This window comes from Shewanella vaxholmensis (genome assembly GCF_031932135.1).
Classification (GTDB): domain Bacteria; phylum Pseudomonadota; class Gammaproteobacteria; order Enterobacterales; family Shewanellaceae; genus Shewanella; species Shewanella hafniensis.
Genome location: NZ_JAUOEV010000010.1, coordinates 138,202 through 164,063, shown reverse-complemented (window position 1 = coordinate 164,063; position 25,862 = coordinate 138,202). Strand labels below are relative to the sequence as shown.

20 protein-coding genes and 2 pseudogenes are annotated in these 25,862 nt (G+C 48.1%); 13 read left to right on the top strand and 9 right to left on the bottom strand.

What is annotated here, in order from left to right; all coding sequences use genetic code 11:
* Nucleotides 1-8 precede the first annotated feature (8 nt).
* From Q4Q46_RS11085 to Q4Q46_RS11070, 4 genes and pseudogenes are all read right to left on the bottom strand, one after another.
* Nucleotides 9-710: pseudogene (locus Q4Q46_RS11085) on the bottom strand (transposase); the annotation flags it as partial.
* A 171-nt stretch (nucleotides 711-881) separates the two neighbouring features.
* Nucleotides 882-2,525 carry a methyl-accepting chemotaxis protein gene (locus Q4Q46_RS11080; RefSeq protein WP_311905960.1) on the bottom strand — a complete coding sequence of 548 codons (1,644 nt, stop codon included), beginning with the start codon at nucleotides 2,523-2,525 and terminating at the stop codon, nucleotides 882-884.
* Nucleotides 2,526-3,329: 804 nt separating this feature from the next.
* On the bottom strand, nucleotides 3,330-4,433 hold the full coding sequence (locus Q4Q46_RS11075) for a phosphoribosylaminoimidazolesuccinocarboxamide synthase (protein WP_311905959.1): 1,104 nt from the start codon (nucleotides 4,431-4,433) through the stop codon (nucleotides 3,330-3,332).
* A complete protein-coding gene (locus tag Q4Q46_RS11070) occupies nucleotides 4,420-4,848 on the bottom strand; it encodes a hypothetical protein (protein WP_311905958.1) in 429 nt (142 codons plus the stop codon). Before Q4Q46_RS11070 ends, Q4Q46_RS11075 begins: the two co-directional genes overlap by 14 nt.
* Before the next feature lie 75 nt (nucleotides 4,849-4,923).
* On the opposite strand from Q4Q46_RS11070, the pseudogene Q4Q46_RS11065 reads away from it, so the two are divergent.
* From Q4Q46_RS11065 to nrfD, 5 genes and pseudogenes are all read left to right on the top strand, one after another.
* Nucleotides 4,924-5,046 (top strand): annotated as a pseudogene (locus Q4Q46_RS11065) (polyketide cyclase); the annotation flags it as partial.
* A 105-nt stretch (nucleotides 5,047-5,151) separates the two neighbouring features.
* A complete protein-coding gene (locus tag Q4Q46_RS11060; RefSeq protein ID WP_311905957.1) occupies nucleotides 5,152-5,814 on the top strand; it encodes a pentapeptide repeat-containing protein in 663 nt (220 codons plus the stop codon).
* A gap of 431 nt (nucleotides 5,815-6,245) precedes the next feature.
* Nucleotides 6,246-8,528, top strand: a complete 2,283-nt coding sequence (gene phsA, locus Q4Q46_RS11055; RefSeq protein ID WP_311905956.1) for a thiosulfate reductase PhsA — start codon at nucleotides 6,246-6,248, stop codon at nucleotides 8,526-8,528.
* 12 nt (nucleotides 8,529-8,540) lie between these two features.
* A complete protein-coding gene (locus tag Q4Q46_RS11050; RefSeq protein ID WP_105251316.1) occupies nucleotides 8,541-9,107 on the top strand; it encodes a 4Fe-4S dicluster domain-containing protein in 567 nt (188 codons plus the stop codon).
* 2 nt (nucleotides 9,108-9,109) lie between these two features.
* On the top strand, nucleotides 9,110-10,057 hold the full coding sequence (nrfD, locus tag Q4Q46_RS11045; RefSeq protein WP_311905955.1) for an NrfD/PsrC family molybdoenzyme membrane anchor subunit: 948 nt from the start codon (nucleotides 9,110-9,112) through the stop codon (nucleotides 10,055-10,057).
* Nucleotides 10,058-10,162: 105 nt separating this feature from the next.
* Here nrfD and Q4Q46_RS11040 read toward each other — a convergent pair whose 3' ends face one another.
* Nucleotides 10,163-10,906 carry a sulfite exporter TauE/SafE family protein gene (locus Q4Q46_RS11040; RefSeq protein WP_311905954.1) on the bottom strand — a complete coding sequence of 248 codons (744 nt, stop codon included), beginning with the start codon at nucleotides 10,904-10,906 and terminating at the stop codon, nucleotides 10,163-10,165.
* Nucleotides 10,907-10,987: 81 nt separating this feature from the next.
* On the bottom strand, nucleotides 10,988-11,302 hold the full coding sequence (gene metJ, locus Q4Q46_RS11035) for a met regulon transcriptional regulator MetJ (protein WP_006083215.1): 315 nt from the start codon (nucleotides 11,300-11,302) through the stop codon (nucleotides 10,988-10,990).
* A 212-nt stretch (nucleotides 11,303-11,514) separates the two neighbouring features.
* On the opposite strand from metJ, the gene metB reads away from it, so the two are divergent.
* The 3 genes from metB to metF all read left to right on the top strand — a co-directional run bounded on the left by metB (nucleotide 11,515) and on the right by metF (nucleotide 16,188).
* Nucleotides 11,515-12,678, top strand: coding sequence for a cystathionine gamma-synthase (gene metB / locus Q4Q46_RS11030; protein ID WP_311905953.1), 1,164 nt, complete (start codon nucleotides 11,515-11,517; stop codon nucleotides 12,676-12,678).
* Between the two features lie 11 nt (nucleotides 12,679-12,689).
* On the top strand, nucleotides 12,690-15,083 hold the full coding sequence (locus Q4Q46_RS11025) for a bifunctional aspartate kinase/homoserine dehydrogenase II (protein WP_311905952.1): 2,394 nt from the start codon (nucleotides 12,690-12,692) through the stop codon (nucleotides 15,081-15,083).
* Nucleotides 15,084-15,300: 217 nt separating this feature from the next.
* Nucleotides 15,301-16,188, top strand: coding sequence for a methylenetetrahydrofolate reductase (metF, locus tag Q4Q46_RS11020; protein WP_012088154.1), 888 nt, complete (start codon nucleotides 15,301-15,303; stop codon nucleotides 16,186-16,188).
* 56 nt (nucleotides 16,189-16,244) lie between these two features.
* Here the strand turns inward: metF and Q4Q46_RS11015 are convergent, their stop codons facing one another.
* The gene (locus tag Q4Q46_RS11015) at nucleotides 16,245-18,146 is read right to left on the bottom strand and encodes a methyl-accepting chemotaxis protein (protein ID WP_311905951.1); all 1,902 of its coding nucleotides are present in this window, start codon (nucleotides 18,144-18,146) and stop codon (nucleotides 16,245-16,247) included.
* Between the two features lie 222 nt (nucleotides 18,147-18,368).
* Between Q4Q46_RS11015 and slyA the strand changes: the two genes are divergently transcribed.
* From slyA to Q4Q46_RS10990, 5 genes are all read left to right on the top strand, one after another.
* The gene (gene slyA / locus Q4Q46_RS11010) at nucleotides 18,369-18,842 is read left to right on the top strand and encodes a transcriptional regulator SlyA (protein ID WP_220776938.1); all 474 of its coding nucleotides are present in this window, start codon (nucleotides 18,369-18,371) and stop codon (nucleotides 18,840-18,842) included.
* A gap of 8 nt (nucleotides 18,843-18,850) precedes the next feature.
* A complete protein-coding gene (locus Q4Q46_RS11005) occupies nucleotides 18,851-19,909 on the top strand; it encodes an HlyD family secretion protein (RefSeq protein ID WP_311905950.1) in 1,059 nt (352 codons plus the stop codon).
* 165 nt (nucleotides 19,910-20,074) lie between these two features.
* A complete protein-coding gene (locus tag Q4Q46_RS11000) occupies nucleotides 20,075-21,103 on the top strand; it encodes a DUF2955 domain-containing protein (protein ID WP_006083209.1) in 1,029 nt (342 codons plus the stop codon).
* 227 nt (nucleotides 21,104-21,330) lie between these two features.
* Nucleotides 21,331-21,957, top strand: a complete 627-nt coding sequence (locus Q4Q46_RS10995; RefSeq protein ID WP_006086998.1) for a c-type cytochrome — start codon at nucleotides 21,331-21,333, stop codon at nucleotides 21,955-21,957.
* Nucleotides 21,958-21,967: 10 nt separating this feature from the next.
* On the top strand, nucleotides 21,968-23,035 hold the full coding sequence (locus Q4Q46_RS10990) for a c-type cytochrome (protein WP_311905949.1): 1,068 nt from the start codon (nucleotides 21,968-21,970) through the stop codon (nucleotides 23,033-23,035).
* Between the two features lie 726 nt (nucleotides 23,036-23,761).
* Here Q4Q46_RS10990 and Q4Q46_RS10985 read toward each other — a convergent pair.
* Both Q4Q46_RS10985 and Q4Q46_RS10980 read right to left on the bottom strand, forming a co-directional pair.
* A complete protein-coding gene (locus Q4Q46_RS10985) occupies nucleotides 23,762-24,778 on the bottom strand; it encodes an IS110 family RNA-guided transposase (protein WP_311905948.1) in 1,017 nt (338 codons plus the stop codon).
* Nucleotides 24,779-25,219: 441 nt separating this feature from the next.
* Nucleotides 25,220-25,714, bottom strand: a complete 495-nt coding sequence (locus tag Q4Q46_RS10980; RefSeq protein WP_006084177.1) for a TIGR00645 family protein — start codon at nucleotides 25,712-25,714, stop codon at nucleotides 25,220-25,222.
* Between the last annotated feature and the right edge of the window lie 148 nt (nucleotides 25,715-25,862).

Sequence of the window (25,862 nt, the reverse complement as noted above, 5' to 3'; positions counted from 1 at the left end):
TCCATTTAGTTAGGTTGGTTATCGCGTTCATTACCAATGAAAGGCAGTAGATTGCTAGGCTGATCACCTTTCAATGCTGCCCGAATACGTAGCTGAATGCTGGTATGGTCTGATTGTTCTGGCGTGTCAGCCATTTTGGCTCTGATGGGATTCAAATCAACATAGGTCATACAGGCTAAAACAGCAGCTTCATCAAGAAGAGCCTGTGACTTAAAGCGGCCTTCCCAGAAACGACCACTACAGTTATCTTCTTGATTTGCTTGTCTTGCTATCGGTTCGTTTAAGCAACGCATGAACCAACTGATATCACATAAACGGCTACGGTAAATTGCTATGGCATGCTTTAGCCTGAGGACTTGGTGAGGTTCAATCAACTCACCTTTAGCGAATTTTTGCGTTAATTCATCGCCTTTGAATAGCTTATGCCACTGCTCAAGCACTTCGCGATCAGTCCAACGATTAGCACGGTCGATATCCACCCGTAACACCACATGCAAATGATTCGACATCACCGCAAAGGCCGCTACATCAATAGCAAAAACCGCCTCAAGTTCAAATAGTAGCGATTCTACCCAGGCGCGGCGATGGTCATAGTTTTTCCCCGAGTAACTATCATCGCCGCATAAAAATGCACGCCGAACAACGCGACTACAACAGTGATAGAAGGGCGTGTCTTCAACACTAATCTGAGTTCTGCGAGGGCGCGGCATACAAACCTCCTTGTTCAATGCTTAGCCTAAGCATAGTCGGAGGTTAACTATCGCGCCATTAACGATGGATGTCCATTTAGTTTTGTCCATTTAGTTTTGCATTTAGTTGTTTGTGGTTGGGGCAAGCCTCATGTGACCGAGTGGCCACATGAGGCTGAGTGGTAGCGCGTGTTAGGTGCGGAAGCGACTAATCAACTGTGCTAAGTTGTGAGCCAGTTGATTCAGTTCCTGGCTGGACTGAGATACATGGCCTGTTCCCATTGAGACCTTAGTGGCGGCATCACTAATATTAATGATGTTGACACCCAGTTCGCCAGTTACGGCGGTTTGCTGCTCGGTGGCACTGGCTACTTGAATAGCCATATCGTTGATAATACTGATGGCAGCGCTGATCCTTTCAATTGCATCACTGGCCTCATTTGCACAGCGAACACTCCCTTGCATGCGCTCGCGGCTTTTTTGCATGACTTCGTTGGCATGCAGGGCTCTTTGTTGCAGTTGCTCTATGGTGCCTTTGATTTCCCGTGCTGAGCTTTGAGTGCGGCTGGCGAGAGTGCGTACTTCATCTGCAACCACGGCAAAGCCTCGGCCTGCTTCACCCGCTCTGGCGGCTTCAATGGCAGCATTGAGGGCCAGAAGATTGGTTTGTTCTGTGATTTGGCCAATGACTTCTAGCACCATAGCGATGGAGTCTGAGTCTTTTTGCAATTGACCAATCACTTCGCTGGCGGTCGTGATTTCGACATCTGAGTTGCGAATCGTTTCCAGCGTTTGTAATACCACCTGTTGCCCTTCGGCCGTGGCTTGCACACCCAGATTGGCCTGATCGGCCGTTTGAGTGGTATTACGGGAAATATCGCTAATTGAGCTTTGCAGTTCCGTCATTGCGGTTGCTACTTGGTCAACTTCAGCGCGTTGTTGGTGCATATCTTCGGCCGCTTCGGCAGCGATTGTACTCATATCTTCCACGGCGGCGGCCAACTGTACAGAAGCCGCGCCAATCTGAGAGATTATATCCTGTAATGTAATACGCATTTGCTCAAGGGTTTTTGCCAAATGGGTAAATTCACTACTGGTGAACTTTTCCATCGGAATACGGGTTGCGAGATCACCAGAAGCAATGTTTTCCAGTACTTGAGTGGTTGCGCCAAGGGGAATAAAGATCCGGCGCAGCAGGAACCATGCGGCCCCGAGTGCGATCGTCACAAAGAGGCTGAAGACGATAATCAGACTGCTGCTAAGGGATTGGATTGCCTGTTCACTAGCATTTCTGGCGGAGCTGACTTTCTGAGTTTCCAGCGTCATTAAGGCGCTGAGTTTTGTCTCCACGTTATTGTAAATATGCCATGCTTCCATTGATGTCAGCATATTGGCAGTATTCTCTGGCAGGTCGTTATTATCCTGTATCAAAAATTGAGTATGTAGTCCCATAAATGCTTGTAGTGGTGCGTTCAGCTTTTCTAACTGCACTAGAGTGTCTTTCCCTGAACCTTGTTTGAGTTCATTCAGTGCGGCTTGGATCAACAATGTCTGGTCTTGCAGATATTGACGCGATTCTTCGCTCATAGGCGCATCCAGCACCCGTCTTAAACTGTAACCCAACTGTTCACGTCTGAGGCCCGATACCAGTTGAAGTAAAGCGGCAGCTTGATCGTTGCTGTGATACTCACGTTCTAACAGGTTTATCTGACTTTTAACCTCTTGCAAATGATAGGCAATAGTACCCAAGGATAGGCAAAACAGCGCCAAAAGCGCCGCGAACAAAGTGATTAACAACTTGCGTAAAGAAAGCTTGGAAAAGATGGCTTGACTCACAACCTGACTCCAAAAATAACCGTATGAAATATATGATGAATGGCTCTGGATTCTAGATTTTCAAACCGTATTAAACTGTGACTTATAGCGATTTAATTGGTAATTTATTTGAATTTCAGTGTTTTTTATTGATTATATTTGTAAGTCATTATTTGCATTTTGTTTCTTATTATATTAGGTAATTTTTGTAACACAGCGAATAGATAGGTTGTTTTTAAGGGATGTCGCCAAGCTCATGCAGCTTTTCATTCGTGAGTTTTAATCAAGAGTCGATTAAGTAGGGTTACTGTTCCCGATCCTCCTTAGATTGTTTTTATATGCAGCCAGACGTTCCTAGCGAAGTTACATGCATATTTATAAGGCATGGCTTCGTGCTTATTCGAAAATAGCTAATGCTTCCGATGGTTTCGCTTTATCCATATAAAGCCCTCTAGTTTGGCAGGCCTAGCCTCTCGCTCATCAGCACGAAAATCACCGATTTTCATTCGTCCTTTCCTCGAAAGCTAACTCGCATTCCATGGCGAGACTCACGCAATTTGCCTACTCGCCGAGCGGCAATACCGAGGGAGTTAACTTCTGTCGTCGCGGAATTGGCCTTGCTAAACCCGAGGTGACCATATATGTCTTTCTTTGTCTGTCATTCCGGCCTTACGGCCGAGGTGAATCAAAGTCGTGGGGTGAAGCCCCACGACTTTGATCCAAACGAAGTTTGGAAAAGCTGCTTTTGTAAAGCAAACAAAAAGGCGCCTAAGCGCCTTTCTACTCTTGGGGAAAGGGAAAACGCCCCATCCCACAATGATTTGATTACACAATCAGATCATACTCATCTTTGAGTATCTTGATGATATCTGCCTTTGGATTCGCTGGCAGCGGGATTGGAGCGCCAGTCACCTTCTCGGCAACGCCGGTGTAGGTGCGTGACACTTGCATCATGGCCTCAAGTGGCAGGTCATTGTCGCGAGCTAGGGCTTCACGCTCTGGCATTCTGTCTTTGTTAAGCAGCACATCAGGATCGGGGAAATGATTCAGCAAGAACTGGCGGAAACCTTCTTTAGAGTTTTCCAAAATCTTGCCATCGCGGTAGGCGCCGCCGTCCCATATACGTGATGAATCTGGGGTGCCGACTTCATCCATGTAAATCAGTTTTGAATTGCCGTCTTTGTCGGTGACATAGCCGAACTCAAACTTAGTGTCGACAAACACTTGGTCAATGTCGGCCAGTGCTTTTGAAATCACTTTAAAGCCATCTTTTAACAGCTTCTCGTACAGGTCGATATCTTCTAACTTTTCAAAGCCAAAGGCTTGGTAGTTGGCTTCGATATCGCTGCGGCTGATGTTCACGTCATCTTGGGCTGGCACGCCTGGGATGCCGGTTAAAATGCCCTTAGTCGATGGGGTGATTAACAGCTCAGGGAGTTTTTGATCTTTCTCTAAGCCTTCTGGCAGTGTGATGCCACAGAATACTCGCTCGCCCTTAGAGTAAGCGCGCCACATTGAGCCGGTAATGTACTGGCGACAAATGGCTTCGACTTTAATAGGGCGGGCTTTTTGGACTATCCATACGAACGGGTGCGGGATATCCAAAATATGGCTGTCGGCAAGGCCGTTTTCGGCGAACAGTTTAAACCAATGGTTAGAAATCGCGTTTAATGCCGCACCTTTACCGGGAATGCCTTTGAGGCCGCCTTCACCGTGGAAGATACAATCGAAGGCCGAGATACGGTCGCTGATCACCATGATGGCGAGCGGAGTATCTTCGGGGACGTTATAACCTTTAGTGGTAATTAAACGGCGGCTGTCGGCGTCGGTTAGCCAGTAAACGCTGCGAACCTTGCCGCTGTGGACTGGGCTGTCGGTGCGGATAGGCAAATCGTTATTGATGGCAAGTACGGAATCAGCAAGACTCATGACGAGTATTCCTTAGGATAGAGAGTGTAGGGATAAGGTTTTTATAAGTGTCGGTTTGCAGATGGACTATGGCGTTAGCAACAGCCAGATTCATTGCAACCGCTTTATTATTCGCGCGTGGCTTAGGGCGTAAAGCGCTCAGCCAGTTTGCGGGATTTGATGTTAAATCTTGAACAGCAAAAGGGGTATTTTCGGGCGGTGTTTGAATTGTGTCAGCAGGAGATAATGCAAGGGATGGAACAAACGCAGGGCAAGGTTGGCACCACAGTGAAAGTGGTCTGTAAAAGCGGGCTGGGCCCGTGCCATTTTGCTCGAAAATGCTAACCATTAATCCGAGAGAACCTTGTGCTAGACTGCCGCGAAAAAGTGGCGACATTCTACCTTTTTTGACAAAATTTGCCACGGCTATTTGCATTGTTCTTTGCTGATGTGCGAGCTTATTACACAGTTACAGCCCACAAGACCATCAAGCCAAATATCCAATGGAGGGAAGTACACTGCGCAGGTGCAGCATTGGAATAGCGAAGATAGGCAGAATCATGAGGATATGGGGTTTCATCAGGGTTGGTCTAAGGCGACCGATCAGCTTGAGGAACTCGTCGCGAGCATTTAGCCGGTGAGTCTCAAGCCTCGTATCTGAGAGTAAACAATAAGCAGTACCTAGCCCAATTGCCCTGCATTATCATATTGTTGGGGATTGGGCTGGATTAGAGGTGTTATGTCGTCACAGAAAGAAGTGCCAATGCTTAAACAATCGGTGCCTGCGCCATCGCAACTGGCGCAAAGCGCGGTTTTGCAGGGCAATAGTTTTTTATCAAAACAGTTCAATGGTTTGTCGGAATTAGCCCAAGATCTACAGGGCATCGAGTTCGAGGATTGCTGCTTTCAAGACTGTCATTTTAGCGAGAGCGTTTTTCGTAAATGTAAGTTTATCGATTGTCGCTTTGTACGCTGCAACTTGAGCTTAGTGAAAGTGCCCCAGTGCCAGTTCAGCGGGGTCGAGTTTGAAGAGTGTAAGTTAGTCGGTATCGATTGGACCCGCGCCGCGTGGTCGCGTTTATCCTTTGCCGCGCCCTTTTCCTTTAAGCAATCCATCTTAAATGATTGCTCATTTTTAGGTTTGTCCCTCGATGAAATTATCATCGAAGAGTGCAAGGCCCACGATGTCGATTTTCGCGAGGGCAGTTTTAATCAAGCCAATTTCACCTACACGGATTTTAGTCATAGTCTGTTTGGCCGAACTCAATTATTGGAGGCGGATTTCAGCGAGGCATCCAATTACGATATCGACATTTTTAACAATAAAATCAAAGGCGCTAAGTTTAGCCGCGACGAAGCGATTCGGCTGCTCAACTGTCTCGATATAGAATTAATGGATTAAGGATTGTGGTAGATTTTTACTCAGCTTTTCACTCAGCATAGTGATGCTCATCCCACGAGTGTGATCGCAATTTACTGAAATATCTGTTTGTTTTTGAAGCCGCCATTTGTCCCATCTGGCGGCTTTTTTCTGTCCGTTTTTTAAGAGCTATTGATCTTATTCACGTATTTCAAGGTCAGTCTTAGGTTTTAGTTGCGGTAGATCACACCGAGCTTCCCCATGTGGTTTACCACAATACCCACCTACCTCTTTCGGGATAACAATCTCTGTGGATGAGCAGTGTATTCAGCATATGCCGTGTATTTTGAAGATATGGTGGCGCTGTTTTAACGCTTTATAACTAAAAAAGTAATCAAATCAGTGAGCAAACCTCTGCTCGATGGCGCCAAAAATGGCGACTGACGGGTGGGATGAGCGTGATGGAGGTAACCATGATTGAGCTTAATAGGCGAACCTTTTTAAAGGGAGCAGGAGCGAGCAGCGCCACGTGTGCGCTGGCCAGTCTGCTGCCGGGCAGCTTAGCGGCATTAGAGAATAAGCAGCTAAAGGGCATGGGCAAAGACATTGCCAGTATTTGTGAAATGTGTTCGACCCGTTGCCCGATTTCGGCGCGGGTGATTGAGGGCAAAAACGTCTTCATTAGTGGCAACAAGGCCGCTAAATCCTTTGGCGGTAAAGTGTGTGCCCGTGGCGGCGCAGGCCATAGTTTATTGTACGATCCACAGCGTATCGTTAAACCGTTAAAGCGGGTCGGTGAGCGCGGCGAAGGCAAATGGGCTGAGATCAGTTGGGATGAGGCTTATAAATTAATCGCTGAAAACCTCAATAAAATCAAAAAAGAACATGGCCCAGAAGCCGTGGCATTCTCGTCAAAATCTGGCTCACAAGAAAAGCATTTGTTTCACCTTGCGACCGCCTTTGGTAGTCCAAATACCTTTACTCACGCGTCGACTTGCCCTGGTGGTTATGAAATTGCCGCTAAGGCTATTTTTGGCACTAAGGTTAAACGTGATTTAAGTAATTCTAAATACATCATTAACTTCGGCCATAACCTGTACGAAGGCATCAATATGTCCGAAACCCGCGGCATGATGGCGGCGCAAATGGACAAAGGTGCCAAGCTAGTGGTGTTCGAGCCAAGATTCTCTGTCGTGGCCGATAAAGCCGATGAATGGTACGCCATTCGCCCCGGAACCGACGTTGCCGTCGCCTTGGCGTTATGCCATGTATTGATTGAAGATAATCTTTACGACAATGCATTCGTCGCGCGCTATGTGGAAGGCTTCGAAGCCTTTGCCGCCGAAGTGAAAGCTTATACCCCTGAATGGGCCGAAACCATTTCCGATGTACCTGCCAAAGACATTCGCCGCATCGCCCACGAATATGCCGCTAAAGCGCCCCATGCCGTGGTCGATTTTGGTCACAGAGCCACCTTTACCACCGAAGAGTTTGAGATGCGCCGCGCCCTTTACGCCGCCAACGTCTTGATTGGTAATATTGAGCGCAAGGGCGGGATTTATATCGGCCAGAAACCCGGTGATTACAACAAGCTTGCCGGTGAAGCAGTTGCGCCCGTATTGGCAAAACCTGGCGTGAAAGACATACCAAAACCAGCAGCGAAACGTATCGATCAGGTGGAAGAACAGTACGCCATGATGTGGACATCGGGCGGCGTTTACCAAACCATTCTCGATGCCACATTAAGCGCTGTGCCTTACCAGTTACACGGTTGGGTGATGTCACGCACTAACCCAATGCAAACCATGACAGACAGAGCACGCGTTGTTGAAGCGATGAAAAAGCTCGACTTTATCGCCGTGTGTGATGTGTATATCAGCGAAACCGCCGCCTATGCGGACGTGATTTTACCTGAGTCGACTTATCTTGAACGTGATGAAGAAATTGCTGATAAGTCAGGTAAAAATCCGGCCTATTATGTGCGCCAACGGGTCGTTGAAACCTTAGGTGATACTAAGCCTTCTTGGCAGATCTTTAAGGATGTGGGTGTGGCTATGGGCCTTGGCGAGTTCTATCCATGGGAAAACATGGAAACCCTGCAAATGCTGCAGGTGAACCGCGACACTGACCTGCTGCGCCGGATCAAAGACGAAGGTTTTGTGAGCTTTGGTAAGCCAATTATGTTGTGCGAGCCTAAGATGGTTGCCGAGTTTATTAAGGCATACCCCAATGCGCGACCTGCCGATGAAGACGGCACTTACGCCAGTGCACTGACCTTTAAAACCCCGAGTGGCAAGATTGAACTCACTTCCGCGAAAGTCGAAGCCATGGCACCGGGCCGTGGGGTGATCAAGTTCCGCGAAGTGAATCTTAAAAAAGCAGATGAGCTGTACTTTATCCAAGGAAAAGTGGCGGTGCACACCAATGGTGCAACCCATAATGTACCTATGCTCGCTAACCTGATGTCGGATAACGCTGTGTGGGTTCACCCCGTCACTGCGGGCAAATTAGGGATCAGCAATGGCGACCCAATCCGCCTCACCAGCAGTGTAGGCACAGAAGAAGGCCATGCCTTAGTCACGCCGGGTATTCGCCAAGATACTGTGTTTGCTTACATGGGCTTTGGTTCTAAAAACAAAGAGTTGGTCAGAGCAACGGGCAAAGGTATCCACTGCGGTAACTTACTACCGCACGTTACTGCTCCTGTGTGTGGCATGACAGTGCACACCACGGGCGTCACGCTGGCAAAGCGCTAATCGGAGGCTTAAATGAATAAACGATATGTAATGGTGCACGACGAGAATAAGTGCATCGGCTGCCAAGCCTGTAACGTGGCGTGTCGCAGTGAAAATGGCGTACCCGAAGGCGTAACTCGTCTGCAAGTGCGTGTGGAAGGCCCCTTTGGTGAGATGCCTAATCTGCATTTCAAATATCACAGGGTATCTTGCCAGCAATGTGAAGATGCACCCTGCGTTAAAGTGTGCCCAACAGGCGCGGCCTATGTGGGTGAAGATGGCATTATCTCTATCCATACCGAGAAGTGTGTCGGCTGTATGTACTGTGTGGCAGCGTGCCCTTATAAAGTGCGCTTTATGAACCCAGAAACCAAGGCGGCGGATAAGTGTAACTTCTGTAAAGACACGCGTTTAGCGCGGGGCGAAGAGCCAGCGTGTGTGACTGTGTGTCCAACCGATGCCTTAGTGTTTGGTGATGCCAATGATCCACGCAGTGAAGTGGCCATCATGCTCAACACTAAAATTACTTACCAAGATAAAACCCATTTAGGCACTAAACCTAGGGTATATCGCGTTCCTACCAAAAGAGGGGGGATTTGATTATGAACAATACTTGGGGCGACATGGCGCAATATGATCCTGTCACTTGGCACTGGGTCATCGCCGTTTACCTGTTTATGGCGGGGTTATCCGCGGGCAGTTTATTGATTGGCATTGGTTTACGCTGGGCGAATAAGGAACTCAGCGCGGGAGCTGAAAGCAGCATTCTTAAGGCGGCAGCCATTATTGGGCCTGTAGCAATTAGCTTAGGTCTAGCTTGCTTAGTGTTTGACTTAACCAAACCATTCCACTTTTGGTTGATCTTAATTCACTATAACTTCCAGTCTGTGATGGCAATCGGGGTGCTGGCGCTGCTGGCGTATTCTCCCTTGGCCTTTGCCTACGCGATTCTCGTATTGCGTGACGATTTACCAAAATGGGGTTTGGGTTTCCTAACACCTATCGCTAAGTTACTTATGCCATTTCGAAAGCTGATTGAAGTATTGTTGTTTGTCCTCGCTATTGGCGTAGGGGCTTACACTGGCTTCTTAATTTCGGCGATGAATGCCTATCCTATGCTCAACACTGCGGTACTGCCTGCGCTGTTTTTAGTGTCGGGTTTATCGGCGGGCGCTGCGGCAAATGCGGTACTGGCGTTGCTGATGTTTAAGACTGACAGCCACGACAAAACTTTAGTGAAGATGCACGGTTTAGAATTGCCTGTGATGGCGATTGAAATTCTGTTCCTGTTCATGTTGTTCTGCGCCTTGTACTTCAAGGGCGGCGCGGCGGCTGCGGCCTTAGCATCGTTAACGTCTGGGTTATGGGCAAGCGTGTTCTGGATAGGCGTTGTCGGTATAGGTTTTGGTATTCCATTGCTGTTTATGCTGCTACCCGCCGCGACTCGCCACACTAAGGGCGCGATGATCATGGTGGCTTGTGCGAGCTTAACGGGCGTACTCGCCTTAAGACACTTTATTGTGTACGCAGGGCAAAGCTATTTAAGCTGAGTGTAAGCTGGCTTTAGATATTGATAGATAAAGAAAAGCACTGGCAATGTCAGTGCTTTTTTATTGTTTGAATCTTGAGAAGGTTTGCCAGTACAAGCAGGACGCTTATTGGGGTAATAACTCGATAACCGACTTCACCGTTAGCACTAAGGCGCTGATACTGCACAGGACTAAGGTCGCTATTTTAGTCTTGTCTTTATCGACACTGCCCACCAATCGCCCCGCGACTAAATACCCTAAAAGCACTGAAGGTAGCAACATCAACGACAGCCACAGGTGCTTCAATTCTAATAAGCCAGTGATCGCCAGAATGACCATAGCTATGGTGGAACTAAAAATGAAGAAGGCCGACAGGGCGGCGCGAAACTGCGAAGCGTCTTTGCCTGACAATAGAATCGCCATCGGCGGGCCACCAATAGCGGCAATATTACCGAAAATCCCCGAGACGACACCCGCGCCGAAGAGGGTTTTCTTATTCACGGGTAGGCTGAATTTATACAGGCTAAGGATCACCGCGACCGCTACAATGGCGGCGATGGATAACCCGAGTATGGGCTGAGGTGCAAACAGTAATAGACTTGCGCCGATAAAACCGCCGGGCACGCGACCTAAGAGTGCATATTGCAAGCCATTGAATTCTAAGTGGCCACGTTCACGGAATAAGGTCAGTAATGCTATGGTAAATCCCATGGCGATAACGGGACCGGGCACGAGATCGGGGTCGACGATATACAGCAAAGGACTGGCTACCACCGCAAGTCCAAATCCAATCAGGCTCTGGGTTAAGGCGCCAAGAAACACGACCAGCGAGGCTAAGGCGAGTGTCTGTGGATCTATTAGAGAAAACATAGGATTCCATATAAACAAAAAGGGATCGTTAACGATCCCTATTGATGAGCACTGTGATATGACTTTGAAAGCGACGAGTCGCTATTCCATATCTTCCCACTCGATCCCCATCTCGTCCATCAGCAACTTGGCTTCGGCGGGAATACTGTCTGGGCTGTCTTTTGACAGATCTTCATCGTTAGGCAATGGCTGGCCAGTGTAGGCGTGCAAAAATGCCTCACACAACAGCTCGCTGTTGGTGGCGTGACGCAAATTATTGACCTGACGACGCGTACGTTCATCCGTGAGGACTTTTAGCACTTTGAGCGGAATAGACACAGTAATTTTCTTTACTTGTTCATTCTTCTTGCCATGTTCAGCATAGGGGCTGATGTATTCCCCATTCCATTCAGTCATTGACTCACCTGTTATAACGCTAAATTCGGGGCAGATTTTAAACCCTTACAAACAACAGTCAAATTATTGCTACTATTTCTTTGTGATTGCAAACAGATTTCTTTATGTTTAGACGTCTAAACGTCTTAACGCCTATTGACGATGGCGTTGTGCTTAGGTACATTTAGACGTCCAGACATCTCTATCAGTCTACCGAATTTAGGAGTCCACCCATGGCAGAGCGTCAATTAGCCACACTGGCAGTGCGTCAGGGTATCGAAAGCGATACTCAATATGGCGCAGTTGTGCCACCGATTTATTTGTCGACTAATTACGCCTTCGATGGTCATAAAAATCCCCGCGAATTCGATTACAGTCGTTCAGGCAACCCAACGCGCTGCATTTTAGGCGAAGCATTAGCGCAATTAGAAAAAGGCGCCACTGGCATAGTGACGTGCACTGGCATGGCGGCCATCACCTTAGTGACTACTTTACTCGGCCCCGATGACCTATTAGTTGTGCCCCATGATTGCTATGGTGGTTCCTACCGTTTATTTACCAACTTGGCGAAGAAAGGCCAGTTTAAGCTCATTGTGGTCGACCAAACCGACAGCCAAGCGTTAGCCGCCGCCATTGCGCAGAATCCTAAGATGGTGTGGCTCGAAACCCCATCGAACCCGTTATTGCGTGTGGTGGATATCGAAGCTATTGCTAAGGCGAGCCATGGGGTCGGCGCGCTGGTGGTGGTCGATAACACTTTTTTATCGCCGATATTGCAACAACCCCTATTGTTAGGCGCGGATATCGTTATCCACTCCACCACTAAATACATCAATGGTCACAGCGATGTGGTTGGCGGCGCAGTGGTTGCCAAAGATGCACAAATTGGCGAAAGCTTACATTGGTGGTCGAACACGTTAGGCTTAACGGGATCGGCTTTTGATAGTTACTTAACCCTGCGCGGCCTACGCACCTTAGCGGTGCGAATTCGTGAACATCAAGCCAATGCCCAGCGCATTGTTGAGGTATTAACGCAAAGCCCTGTGGTGAGCAAAGTTTATTACCCCGGTCTTGCGGATCACCCAGGTCATGCGATTGCAGCCAAGCAACAACAAGGCTTTGGCGCTATGCTGAGTTTTGAGCTCAAAGGCGGCGAGGCCGAAGTGGTGGCCTTTTTAGGTGCACTCAGCTTATTTAGCGTGGCGGAAAGTTTAGGTGGCGTTGAAAGTTTGGTGGCCGTGCCCGCAACTATGACCCACAGAGCCATGGAGCCGCAGGCGCGTTTTGAGGCAGGCATTAAAGACACCCTATTGCGTCTATCGGTGGGTATTGAAGATGCCGCCGATTTAGTTGCAGATATTCAAGCAGGATTAGCCGCCGTTGCGGCTTGTCAGTAGAGGAATAATAGATGGCACGTTGTCACTTACATAAATTTGGTGGCTCCAGTTTAGCGGATGCCGATTGTTATCGCCGAGTCGCCCATATCCTGTTAACCCACGGTCATAGCGATGACCTTGTGGTGGTCTCTGCGGCGGGTAAGAGCACGAATTTCCTGTATAAATTATTAGCGCTGCGTGATGCGGGTCAGTTGTGGCAAGAAGAATTACAAGTGCTGACCAGCTACCAACAAGGGTTGGTAGAGCAGTTATTGTCGAACGAACAAGCCCGCGATCTGCGCGAGCGTTTGGCGACAGATCAGGCGCAACTCATCAGTTTATTGTCCCTCGACGAACGTAACGAATACCAAGTTAACCATGTGGTGAGCTTTGGTGAACGTTGGTCGGCACGTTTAATGGCGGCGCTGCTGCGCGAATCTGGCGTGGCGGCAAGCCATGTGGATGCCTGTTCAATTTTAGTGGCCGATGAAGCCGCCGTGCCGCAAATTCGGGTGCAAGAATCCCGCGCTAAAGTACAAGCGCTATTGGCCGCCCACCCAAATGAACGCTTAGTGATCACAGGCTTTATCTGCGCTAACGAGCGTGGCGATACCTTATTACTCGGTCGTAATGGTTCCGATTTTAGCGCTAGCCTGATTGCCAGCCTTGCCGATATTGAGCGCGTGACCATTTGGACCGATGTAGAAGGGGTGTTCAACGCCGATCCTAATAAAATCAACGATGCTAAATTACTGAAAAGCATGTCACTTGCCGAAGCCGACCGCCTAGCGCGTTTAGGCTCGCCGGTATTGCATTCGCGCACTTTGCAGCCTTTGTTCAATACCGAAGTGAGTTTAGCGGTGCGCTCAAGTTATGCATCCCACACCGACTTTACTTTAATCGCGCCCCATAGTTCGTCGGCGAGCGCGCCTGTGGTGACGAACCTCAATGCAGTCGTGCTGTTCGGCTTTAAGCTCACGGGCGAATTAGCAAGCCTATTAGATTCGTTGATCGCCGCGGGTTTAACGCCATTGGCCCATTGGACGTCTGCCCATCAAAGGGTTGAGCTTGCCTATACCGCTGAAAATCAAAAACAAGTACAAAGATTACTCGACGCCGAGGCAGAAGCATTAGGGATCAGCGATCAGCAGATCAACACAGATCTCGGCCTAGTGGCGTTAGTGAGTGCCGATGCCGAACATTATCGCCGCAGCTTCGCCCGTTTATTAAGTCGTGACGCTAAACCTTTGTTTAGTGGTGACTTAAGCTTAGTGACGCTGGTGCCTCAGTCGCAGGTGAATCTGTTGACGCAAAAGGTACACCGCCGCTGCGCTGGGCCGCGTAAACGCATTGGTGTCTTGCTACTCGGTGTGGGCAACATAGGTGAGGCCTGGGTCGATTTGTTTAAGTCGGTGTCGCCATCACTGGATCATGAACTTGAAGCTAGCGTTGAGTTAGTCGGCTTAGTCAGTTCGAGTAAAGCCTTGATTAAATCCACAGGCATTAATCTTGCCGCGTGGCAGACTGAGTTTAATACCGAGGCTACGCCTTGGCAGTACGAGCACTTGTTCGAGCAATTAGAACGGGTTAACTGCGATGAGCTGGTGGCCTTAGATATCAGTGCTAGCGCCAGTTTGACGCTGCAATATCCAGAGCTGTTCGAGCGTGGCATCCATGTGGTGAGCGCGAATAAACTCGCAGGCTCGGGTCCACTGCCTTTCTACCGTGAGTTAAAACAGCAACTGGGTAATCGTCGTTTATTTTGGCGCTATAACGCCAGTTGCGGCGCAGGTTTGCCAATCCAACATGCGTTAAATGATCTGCGTAACAGCGGTGATAGCGTTGAAGCCGTGGGCGGGATTTTCTCTGGCACCTTGTGTTGGTTATTTGAGAAATACGATACCAGCAAGCCTTTCTCTGAATTAGTGATTGAAGCCAGAGGCTTAGGTATCACTGAACCCGATCCCCGCGACGATCTGTCCGGTCGTGATATGCAGCGTAAATTGCTCATTTTGGCCCGTGAAATTGGTCTTGAAATCGAGCTTGAAGATATTGAATTACGCTCATTAGTGCCAGCCGATTTGGCCGATATTCCCTTAGATCAATTTCTTGCCCGCATTGCCGAGTTAGATGCCGATCTGCTGCAACAATACGGTGCGGCGGCGGAGCAAAATAAGGTGCTCAGATACGTGGCATCCTTAGATAACAGCGGCCCAGAGCTTAAAGCCGAAGTCGGTTTGCAATGGATTGATGCCCATCATCCCTACGCTAATTTGACTCCAGGGGATAACGTGTTTGTGATCCGCAGCGTCTTCTATCAAGGCAATCCGTTGATCATCCGTGGACCGGGCGCCGGACGCGAAGTGACAGCGGCGGCGGTGCAGTCGGATCTAACGCAGATCTGTCGCGATCTCTTACAAGAGTAGACTGAAATTCAGCAGCTTAAAGGACTCATTCGAGTCCTTTTTTATTGGCTAGAATAAATCTATCGAATTAACCGAGATTAAATGCGGTTTATGGGTATTTTTTGGCTTGACTTACATCTCAGTTTCTCTAGTATATGGACATATAGACGTCCAAACGTCCATTTGAACTAATTCATACTAGCAAAGAGTAGCGCCAAGGGCGGTTGAGGAAATACACATGGCTTTTCATCACGCACAACATTCACAATCGCTGAACCAGAGCTTGTCTGAGCTTAATGGCGATATTAATGTTTCTTTTGAGTTTTTTCCGCCATCGACCCCCGAAATGGAACAGATCCTGTGGAACTCTATTCGTCGTTTAGAGCCGCTTAATCCTAAGTTTGTGTCTGTGACTTACGGCGCTAACTCAGGTGTGCGCGACCGCACCCACGGCGTGATTGAGCGTATTCAACAGGAAACCGACCTTGTTGCCGCGCCGCACTTAACCTTAGTGGATGCCAGCGATGAAGAGCTATTAGAACTGGCTAAGCATTACTGGAAATCGGGCATTCGTGACATAGTAGCGCTGCGGGGTGATTTACCTGCGGGCAGCCCTAAGCCAACTCGTTTTGCGGTGGATTTAGTGCGTTTACTGCGCTCAGTGGCCGACTTTGATATTTCCGTTGCAGCCTATCCAGAAGTGCATCCCGATGCGAGCAATGCACAGGCTGATTTGATCAACCTTAAGCGTAAGATTGATGCGGGCGCTAGCCGTGCCATTACCCAGTTTTTCTTCGATGTGGAATCTTACCTGCGCTTTCGTGACCGCTGCGTTGCCGCCGGTATCGACGTTGAAATTGTGCCAGGCATTTTACCTGTGACTAACTTTACCCAGTTAAAACGTTTCGCGGGCATGACCAATGTGTCGTTACCTAACTGGTTGCATAAGCAATTCGATGGTTTAGAAAATGATGCCGGTACACGCCAATTAGTGGGTGCAAACGTAGCGATTGATATGGTTAAGGTGTTGTCACGTGAAGGCGTGAAGGATTTCCACTTTTACACCCTAAACCGCGCCGAATTGACCTATGCGATTTGCCATACGTTAGGCGTGCGTCCTAAGTAAAACTTTATAAAATAAGCTAATAAAAACGCCGCAGAGAATGCGGCGTTTTGTTTTGTTTAAATTCTAAATTGAGCTAATAAAGTTGTTAAACGGACTGCGAGTTGGGCAAGCTCATCGCCAGCGCGTGCAGTTTGTACCGCACTATCTGTCGCATTAGTTGCAATGTCATTGATGTTATTAACATTCTTATTAATCTCTGCTGAAACCGCACACTGCTCATTTGCCGCGCTGGCGATTTGGATATTCATCTGGCTAATGGTGGAAACCGCATGGGTAATGGCTTCGAGTGCCTCACCCGCTTGGTGAACTTGGGATACACAGCTTTGGGTGGTGCGGGTGCTTGTTTCCATCGCATTGACTGTGGACTTAGCTTTATGCTGAAGCGCTTCGATCATCTGCTGAATTTCTGTCGTAGATGCTTGAGTGCGGCTCGCCAGAGTGCGTACTTCATCGGCAACGACTGCAAATCCTCGACCTTGTTCTCCCGCCCTTGCGGCTTCAATTGCCGCATTGAGTGCGAGTAAATTAGTTTGGTCGGCAATGTTACGGATAACCACAAGCACAGAATCAATTTCAGCGGTATTACGCTCTAATTCATTGATTGCACTTGCTGCTGTGGCTATTTCCTCGGCTAATATTGCGATAGTGGTTACCACTTTTTGTACAACTAATTTGCCTTGTTCGGTTGAGTCATTGGCATGATTGGCGGCATCGGCCGCATCGGTTGCGTTATGGGCAACTTCTTGTACCGTTGCGGCCATTTCATTCATTGCGGTGGCAACTTGATCTGTTTCGAGGTGTTGACGACTCGCCATCTTCTGGGTTTCCCGCGTAATGCTCGACATTTCTTCAGCAGAGGTTGCGAGTAAACTCGTGGCATCAGACACTTGAGTTACTGTGTGGTGGATTTTCTCCACAAAACGGTTAAATGCCTGCGCTAACTCGGCGATTTCATCTTTACTCGTTATGGTAATTCGACGGGTTAAATCGCCTTCGCCTTCGGCGATGTCATTCATGGCTTGGGTTGTTTCTGCTATTGGGCGGGTAATGCCCTTAGCAATAAACCAAGCAATGGCAGTGCCGATTAACATTGCAGCGAAACCGATGAGGATCAACTTGAGGCGAATATCCGCCATGACTTGCTCTGAATGGCTTCTGTCCATCGCAATATCTAGTACCCCAAAGACTTGTCCCGAGTAATCTTTTATGGCGTGGCGATACAAAGCGAAGGTTTTGCCCTCTAAGCTAATAGTGCGAATTACTTCATTGCCTTGCATCACGCTATTGAGTTCACTTATGGCCTGAATATCGGGCGTGAACGTGGCGCCAAATGCTTTAAAATCCGCACCATTAGGCAATAATAGTGCGATTTCAGCTTGATAAGCATCTTTGAAACTGTCGAAGAAAGGTTGTCCAAAGGACATACCAAATTCCACGGATCCTGTGTGTTGGCCTTGATAACCCATGGGCACTAAACCGCGAATGCCTAAACCTTCAACACCATATTCCAACCCGTTTAATGGCTGTTTTGTGGTGTTGGTTTCCACAATGGTTTTACGAATGGCAGTGAGATCATCACCGAATTTTTCGGGGCGATGTAATCGTAAAAAAGAGGTTGCCGGCGGCGTATGAAACTGAAATTGTTGTACGGCGAAATCTTGCTTAAGCTTGGCAAACAGCGGCAGAGTACGGTCTTTGAGTGCTGGGCGATCCCGTTCGGCGAAGTTACTTTGGATCTCTGGCGTCAGTGAAACTATCGTTGCCATTGCCTGTGCGAGTTTACCGGATGAGGCTATGTTGGCTACCGCAGTTTCGTACAGTTTATGCAGTTCTCTTTGCTCAGATTCTTTCACCTGACTGCTGAATTCCGACAGGACTAGCAGCATGATAAAGCTCATCATGGCCAACAGTAATAGACATATCCCAACCACAATCCTCGTACTAATTTTTAAATTCACCAAAGCCAACCTCCCAGTTCACTTCATCAGTCTGATTTATCTTTTTAATATTATAGAGATACGGCTGATTATATTTGAGATGGCGCCAGCCTTTTGGATTATTTGTTTCCCCATGCGACATTTTTGCGCCATAGGACACAGAAAATTTTTTTATATGAACACATTTACTTAGCCTGCTAACTAAGTATAATGCTTAGCACGCTAACTAAGTGGGTGGGCAAGATGCAAAAAGAATTAGAGCGACTAAAAGAGTTATCACTGGCGGAGCATTTAGGCCGTCTGCATCGACTGTGGCGTACCGTGGCCGATGTTGAGCTGGCGCCTTTGGGATTAACTCATCCCCGTTGGACGGCATTGTGGAAATTACTGCGTTTAGGCGACAGCGTGAGCCAGAAAGTGTTGGCCGATGCCTTAGAAATTGAATTGGCTTCGTTAATGCGCACCTTAGGGCAATTAGAAGAGCAAGGTCTAGTCGAGCGTCATTGTTGTGACAAAGATAAGCGGGCAAGGATTGTGAGCCTGACGCCAGCGGGATTAGATGTTTTAAAGCAAATGGAAGCGCGGATTATTCAAGTGCGCCGTGAGTTATTAGGCGGGATCAGTGCCGAAGAGTTGAGCGAATTTGAACGCATTATTAGCCTGATCAGCGACAACGCCAGCGCCAAATTAACCAAGGTTACAGACACCATTTTGTGAGAAAGAAGATGACACCGGATCAACAGTTTGCCCGTTTAGTAAAATTTGCCATGTTTGGCTTTGTGATGGTTTTTGGCTATTTCATGCTGGCCGACACTATGATGCCATTGACGCCTCAAGCCATGGCGACCCGTGTAGTGACGAAAGTGACACCGCAGATCAGTGGTAAAATCCAGACCATAGCCGTGGCCAATAACCAAGCGGTTGCCAAGGGCGATTTGTTGTTTCAAGTCGATCCCGCGCCTTATGAGTTAGCGGTATCGCAAGCTAAATTGGCCTTAGAGCAAGCCCGTCAAGATAATGCTGAGTTAGATGCCTCGCTACTAGCCGCTAAGGCCGAGGTCAATGCCAATAAAACCACCTCACAACAAAAACGCAGCGAGGCTAAACGTCTCGATGCCCTGTATGTCACCCATGGCGTATCGCAGCAGCAAAAGGAGTTAGCCGATAGCGATGCCGCAGCTGCTGAAGCAAATTTGCTTGCCGCCAATGCGCGTTTAGAAAAACTCAAAGTGAGTCGCGGCAGTTATGGCGAAGAGAATCTTAAAGTGCGTCAGGCGCAAAACCATTTAGCCCAAGCTGAGCTTAATCTGTCTTACACCCAAATACGTGCCGATCAGGATGGGATAGTGACTAACTTGCAATTAGAAGTCGGTAGTTTTGCGACCGTGGGGCAACCTCTGTTGGCCGTGGTATCGGATAAAGTGGATATTATTGCCGATTTTCGCGAGAAGAGCCTGCGTGGTGTCAATACTTCTTCGACCGCTTTGATTGCGTTCGATGGCGAACCTGGCCGTTTATATCGGGCGACGGTGAGCAGTGTCGATGCGGGCGTGAGTGCTGGGCAATTCGATGCCAATGGCCGTTTAGCGGCGCCGCAGGAGTCTGACCGTTGGGTACGTGATGCCCAAAGACTCAGATTGCACTTAATTTTGGATGGCAATGGGATGAAAGATCTGCCAGCAGGGGCGCGCGCCACAGTGCAATTGCTGCCAGAGAACGGCCTATTTGGTTTGCTTGCTAAGGTGCAGATTAAAGCAATCAGCCTGCTGCACTATATTTACTAGCCTATTTACTCGCACTAATTGCTGTTGACGGGCGAGTGACTCGCGGTTGGTGTGTGTTTGCCGTGAGTCGCTTGAGTGAACGCTTCAAAGCAACATAAGTGTGAATGCAGTATAAGCCAGCTAAACATCCCCAATTTTACGTATCGATAGAACAAGGCGACGAGCATGTTACTACGCCATAGCCCATTGACGGCCAACGATTTACGCCAGTGTTTACGGATTGCGACTGGCGCGACCATAGGTTTTACCCTGTGTAAAATGTTTGGTTGGAGCAATGGAGTCTTCTTCACTGTGACACCTATGCTATTACTCGGACTCGTTCCCGTGATGAATGGCCACGCCATGCGCCAGTTATTGGCCTCATCTGCCATGGCGGGGTTAGAGGTTGGACTGCTCGGTGGTTTCTTTGGCAGCCATCCCGGCCTGATGACGCCCATCGTCTTCCTGTTATTTCTATACCGTTTTGCTGCCATGTCCCGTGGCAGTTTGTTCCTCTTTGGCGCCAACGGAGTGCTCAGCCTCAGCATCATGCTGCACTTTGCTAGCTATCCCAATACCAACTTGAATGACTTAGTTTTCAGTAACTTTTGGGCGACGGCCCTGTCGGTTGTTATCGCCTACGCTATGACGGCACTCTGGCCCGATGTCGAACCTAGGGCGGCTTACAAGCCTGGACCTAAGGCGCCACATCGAATGCGCCACGAAGCATTACTCGGCGCGACCATAGCGACCGCATCGTTTCTGGTATTCCAAATATTTGATCTGCGGGATTCTATGTCGGCTCAGGCGACCACCTTGTTGCTCCTGTTTCCTATGCATTGGAATGGCGCACTCGACTATGCCCGTAAGCGCGCTATAGGTACTTTGCTAGGCGTGTCGTTTGGGGTCGTTGTGCAGTTGGTACTCTATGACTGGTCAGGACTATTGATATTAATCGTCCCCTTGCTGTGGATTGGACTGATGATCTTTAGCCAAGCCCATGTGCGAGAGGCAAGTGGCTCTGGCGTGGGTTTTGGCGCCATGACAACTTTAGGCATTCTGTTTGGCCAGTATCTGACCCCGGGCAACGATTTAATCTTCAGCGCCTTATATCGAGTGAGCAGCATTCTCACCGCCATCGTCGGCACGCTACTCCTGTGTTATTTGATACATAAGTTATTGAATCGTTTTGAATCGACGCGATTTGGTTATTGATTCTGGCTACTCGGGCTTGAAGACTTGCAGCTTACCCTTTCAAAGAGTAAGGTAAATTTATCCCATTTGGATTGAACGATAAATGAGCCTTAATGAACGCTAAGGCTCATTTATTGGCTGTTTTAAAAATGAGCGGCTGATTTAAAAATGGGTTTAGTGTATGAGTAGCTACATAAATAACAATAACCACCTATGCTTTAGAGCTTAACTCTCTTCAAGGATAGAACATGAAGATTAAAACATTCGTCATAGGCTTAACGCTATGCAGCGGCTATGCGGCCGCCTCCGTTGCGCCTTCTGGCAAACAATTGATGGAAATTATCCCCCAACCGGCACAGTTATGTGTGTCTTGTCATGGGGTAGAAGGTGAGGGCGTTGAACCAATCGGCCCTCGATTAGCGGGATTATCTAAACAATATATCTCGACCCAATTACAGCATTTCCAAGCGGGTGTGCGCCAAAACGCAACCATGATGCCGATGGCAATGACGTTACAAGGTGATGGGATTGAGCAAGTGGCAAACTACTTTTCTGCAAAGCCTGCCAATGAGGTCAAGCCCGTTATCCGCGGTGAACAGGTGGTTTTTAATGACGATACCGCTCGTTTAGCCTACCAAGGTGATTGGTCACGTGGTTTACCAGCCTGCGTGACCTGCCATGGTCCTTCGGGGTTAGGTGGCGGCTTATTTCCCCGTTTAGCCGGTCAGCAAGCGAGTTATATTAAAACTCAATTACTGGCATGGCAGTCTGGAACGCGCAAAGGTGATGTCGATGGCATGATGGCGAACGTAGCTAACAAGCTTACCGCCGCTGAGGTTGATGCCTTAGCGAACTACTTTGCTAATTTGAAATAAGGAGCTGGCCATGAAATATTCCGCAATGTTATTACTGGCCGCGATGGGGTCGTTAACCGTGCAGGCGCAAGCCGAATCGGATCCGCTGCAAGAGCGTCCAGATAAACAAGCCCCGCTGCCTTCTTTCCCTAAGATACCGGATCAAACCTATCTCGTCCCTAGACCTTTGAGTGCCATTCCTGAAGGCGCCTTTGGTGACAAAGTGCGTTTGGGTTATCAGCTATTTGTGAATACCCAACAACTGCGTGATAAGTATGTGGGCAACGAGCTTAATTGCACCAACTGCCATATGGATGCGGGCCGTAAAGCCAATGCTTCACCTCTATGGGGCGCGTATTTTGCTTATCCGGCCTATCGCAAAAAAGATAATAAGGTCAGTAGCTTTGAAGAGCGCATTCAGGGCTGCTTTAACTATTCGATGAATGGTAAAGCCCCTGCATCGGCGAGCCCTGAGCTAGTAGCGCTTTCTGCCTATGCCTATTGGTTAGGCATGGGTGGCTTGATGGACGAAGCTAATATTAGCGGCCCAGTCCCTGAGCTGAGTGATGCCGAGTTAGTTAAAGGTGCTAAACGGGAAGACTTCCCGCTACCTGAGATATTAGCCAAGGCGATGACAGTTGATCAGCGTGCCAACTTGCCGGGTCGTGGTTATCCTGAGATCCCAAAACCCGAACAAGCCTATTCACCTGAACGGGGTAAAGAGGTCTATGTCGCCCATTGCCAAACTTGCCACAGTGTTGATGGCCAAGGTCAAGCGATTGCTGGCGTTTATGCGCTGCCGCCGCTGTGGGGGCCTAAGAGTTACAACTGGGGTGCCGGAATGCACAGGGTCAATACTGCCGCATTCTTCATCCATGAAAACATGCCTTTTGGTAAGAGTATGCAGTTAACTAACCAACAGGCTTGGGACGTTGCAGCATATATCAACTCCCACGAGCGTCCACAGGACCCGCGTAGCAAAGGTGATGTGAAGCAGGCGCAGGAAAAATACCATAATGACAGCGATTACTATGGTGTCACGGTCGATGGCAAAGTGTTAGGCACTGAGTCCTATCCGATTTTTCCTAAGAAGTCATAGTTAAGCGGCTTTGATTCAGTGCTCGCTTGATGAAATAAAGCGAGTTAATAAGTTAGACCGAAAAGCCAGCAAGCATTTAGCTTTGCTGGCTTTTTTATTAATTAGCCCAAGAGTTTAGGCTTGTCATGGCACTTTCTCACCGACACGCAGCCAGTCCATCCTTGGATGCTCGACCGCCCCGTCTGATGTGAAAGGATTCACAAATGTCGTGATGGCATGGATGCCAAAAAGCGGCCATGGGGCAGGCGGTTGTCTTGTATAAGATCAATATGGCCTTACGGTCGAGTTGAATCAAGGTCGTGGGGCTTCACCCCACACCCGACCAAGGAGGACTGCTCGTCCTATCCTCCTTGGATTCTCCAAGACGCCCCTAACGGAGTTGAAAGCCCCTTGGGCATTTAGCGTCCTTATGCTATCGCGTCAGACGCTCGTCCCTGATTCGACTGACGCTATCTCGGCATATATGGACCCATCCGGTTTGCAAGACATTCGATAGCGATTTTGAGAAGAGTTCATTGCACCCATATATCCGGCCTGTTATCGAGGTATGCCTCTGGCCCTGATGGATATCTGCTTCTACTGTCCTTATCATCCTTGCGGCTTCGTAATGAGCCTATGGCCAGCTAAGGTTTTCAGTAGATCAGTCTGACTGTCTCATCATCAATTCAAGTGTCTTAGCAACTTGCTGGTTGGTTAATTATTAACGTTTATTGAATCTATTCAGCACTATAGTGGAAGCCGATACTCTTCCTCACGCGCCGCGATAACCCATGCCATTCTGGCGAGTTTATTGGCGACGGCCACACAGGCTCGGTTAAAATCGCGGCGTTCTGCTAACTGGATTGCCCAGCAGCTAAATTTATCCTGTTTATGACAACTGTGCTGCAACACTGTTCTTGCACCGTGGATGAACAGGGTGCGTAAATACGCATTTCCCCGTTTGCTTATTCCAAGGAGGTTATCTTTACCTCCACTGCTGTGTTGCTTGGGAACCAAGCCACACCAAGCTGAAAAGTGCCTGCCATTACTGAAATCTTTACCATCACCTGCGGCGGCATAAAAGGCGGTAGCGGTGACTGGACCAATACCTGGGATAGTTTCTAAACGCTGGCAAATCACATTGTTCTTAATTTCAGTGAGCACTTGTGCATCACAACCCTTAAGCCGTTTTTCTATATCACTAAACTCTTCATATAACTGATAAAAAATGGCCCGACCTTTGGTGGTCAGCGCATTGGTTTCATCCGCTAAAATATCTGGGAACTGTACTTTAAAAGCCGATTTACTTTTGGCTATCACAATGCCGTATTCCGCTAACATCCCTCTGACTTGATTGATTAAGGCGGTTGATTGTTTGTTTAAACGCTCACGCATACGGTGAAGCAGTTGCACATCTTGCTGCTCAACGCTTTTGGGTTTTACAAACCGCATGTTGGGTCGCTGCGCAGCTTCAGCGATGGCTAGCGCATCGTTGTAGTCATTTTTATTACCTTGCCGAAAAGGTACTACAAATTGAGGAGCAATTAACTTAACGTTATGGCCCAACAGCTCAAATTCTCTGGCCCAGTAATTTGCGCCACTACAGGCTTCCATCACAATTAGGCACGGCTCAATTTGAGCAAGAAAGGGAAGTAAGTCCTTGCGTCTAAGCATTTTCTTTTTGATTAACTTGCCAGCTTTATCGACACCAACAGCATGAAAAACAGACTTTGCGATATCTAAACCAATTGTAGTAATCTTCATAAGTGGACCCGTCCTCTTTCTGATGAGTTTTAGCGACTACATCGTGGCCCATTGTGAGGCCGATTAAAAGTGGATGGGTCCATTCCATTATCCATGGCGAGACTCACGCAATTTGCCTATTCTCCCTGCGGCAACTCCGAGGGGAGGCGAACTTCTGCTACTGAGATGTTCGCTGTTAATCCCAAAAGAGTTATGCATGTCCCATCTTTTCCCCCCATCTTTTCCATCCATCTTTTCTTGTCGACAAACCGGAAGTGCATTATGTTGTTGATTTAATGTGGGTAGCCATTTGTTAATTCTAAGGAAGAAGTATGATTTTAGAAAACATTACGTTTGGAAGTCAGGTTGCAGTGACTTAAAAAAGGCCATAAATGCAAAAAGCCACTGTCATCAGTGGCTTTTTGCATTTACGATTTCATAAGATTTACACTTGCGATTCTACTACTTACCAGCGCGGGTCATTTTATCTAAATAGCCCATGGCAAAGGCTGACAACACGAAGGTGATGTGGATTAACAGATACCACATGATTTTATCGTTATCGATATTCTTCACATCCATAAAGATTTTCAGCAGGTGTATAGATGAAATCGCCACAATAGAAGCGGCGACTTTGTTTTTTAATGAGCCTGAATCTAACTTACCGAGCCAACTGAGCTTCTCACTGTCTTCGCCCACATCTAATTGTGACACGAAGTTTTCATAGCCAGAAAACATCACCATCACGATAAGGCCACCCACTAGGGTGATATCAATCAGCGATAGGGTGACCAGCACCAGATCGACTTCGGTTATCTCAAAAATAATCGGTAGAATATGGAAGATCTCTTGGAAGAATTTAATGCCTAAACCGATTAGGACTAGGCTTAGTCCCAAGTAAATCGGCGCCATAATCCAGCGAGATGCATACATCAATTTTTCAAATATTTGTTCCATATGGAGTAAACCTTTAGTGGTTAAAGCGTAAAAATCGAATCTATGATGCTAAAACAATAACATACTGGGTTAAAGCCGCGCTATCGGCGGATAGTTTTTCAATTCGATAATGGGATGAAACTCTTTATGCGGCCTTGCGGCCGAGGTG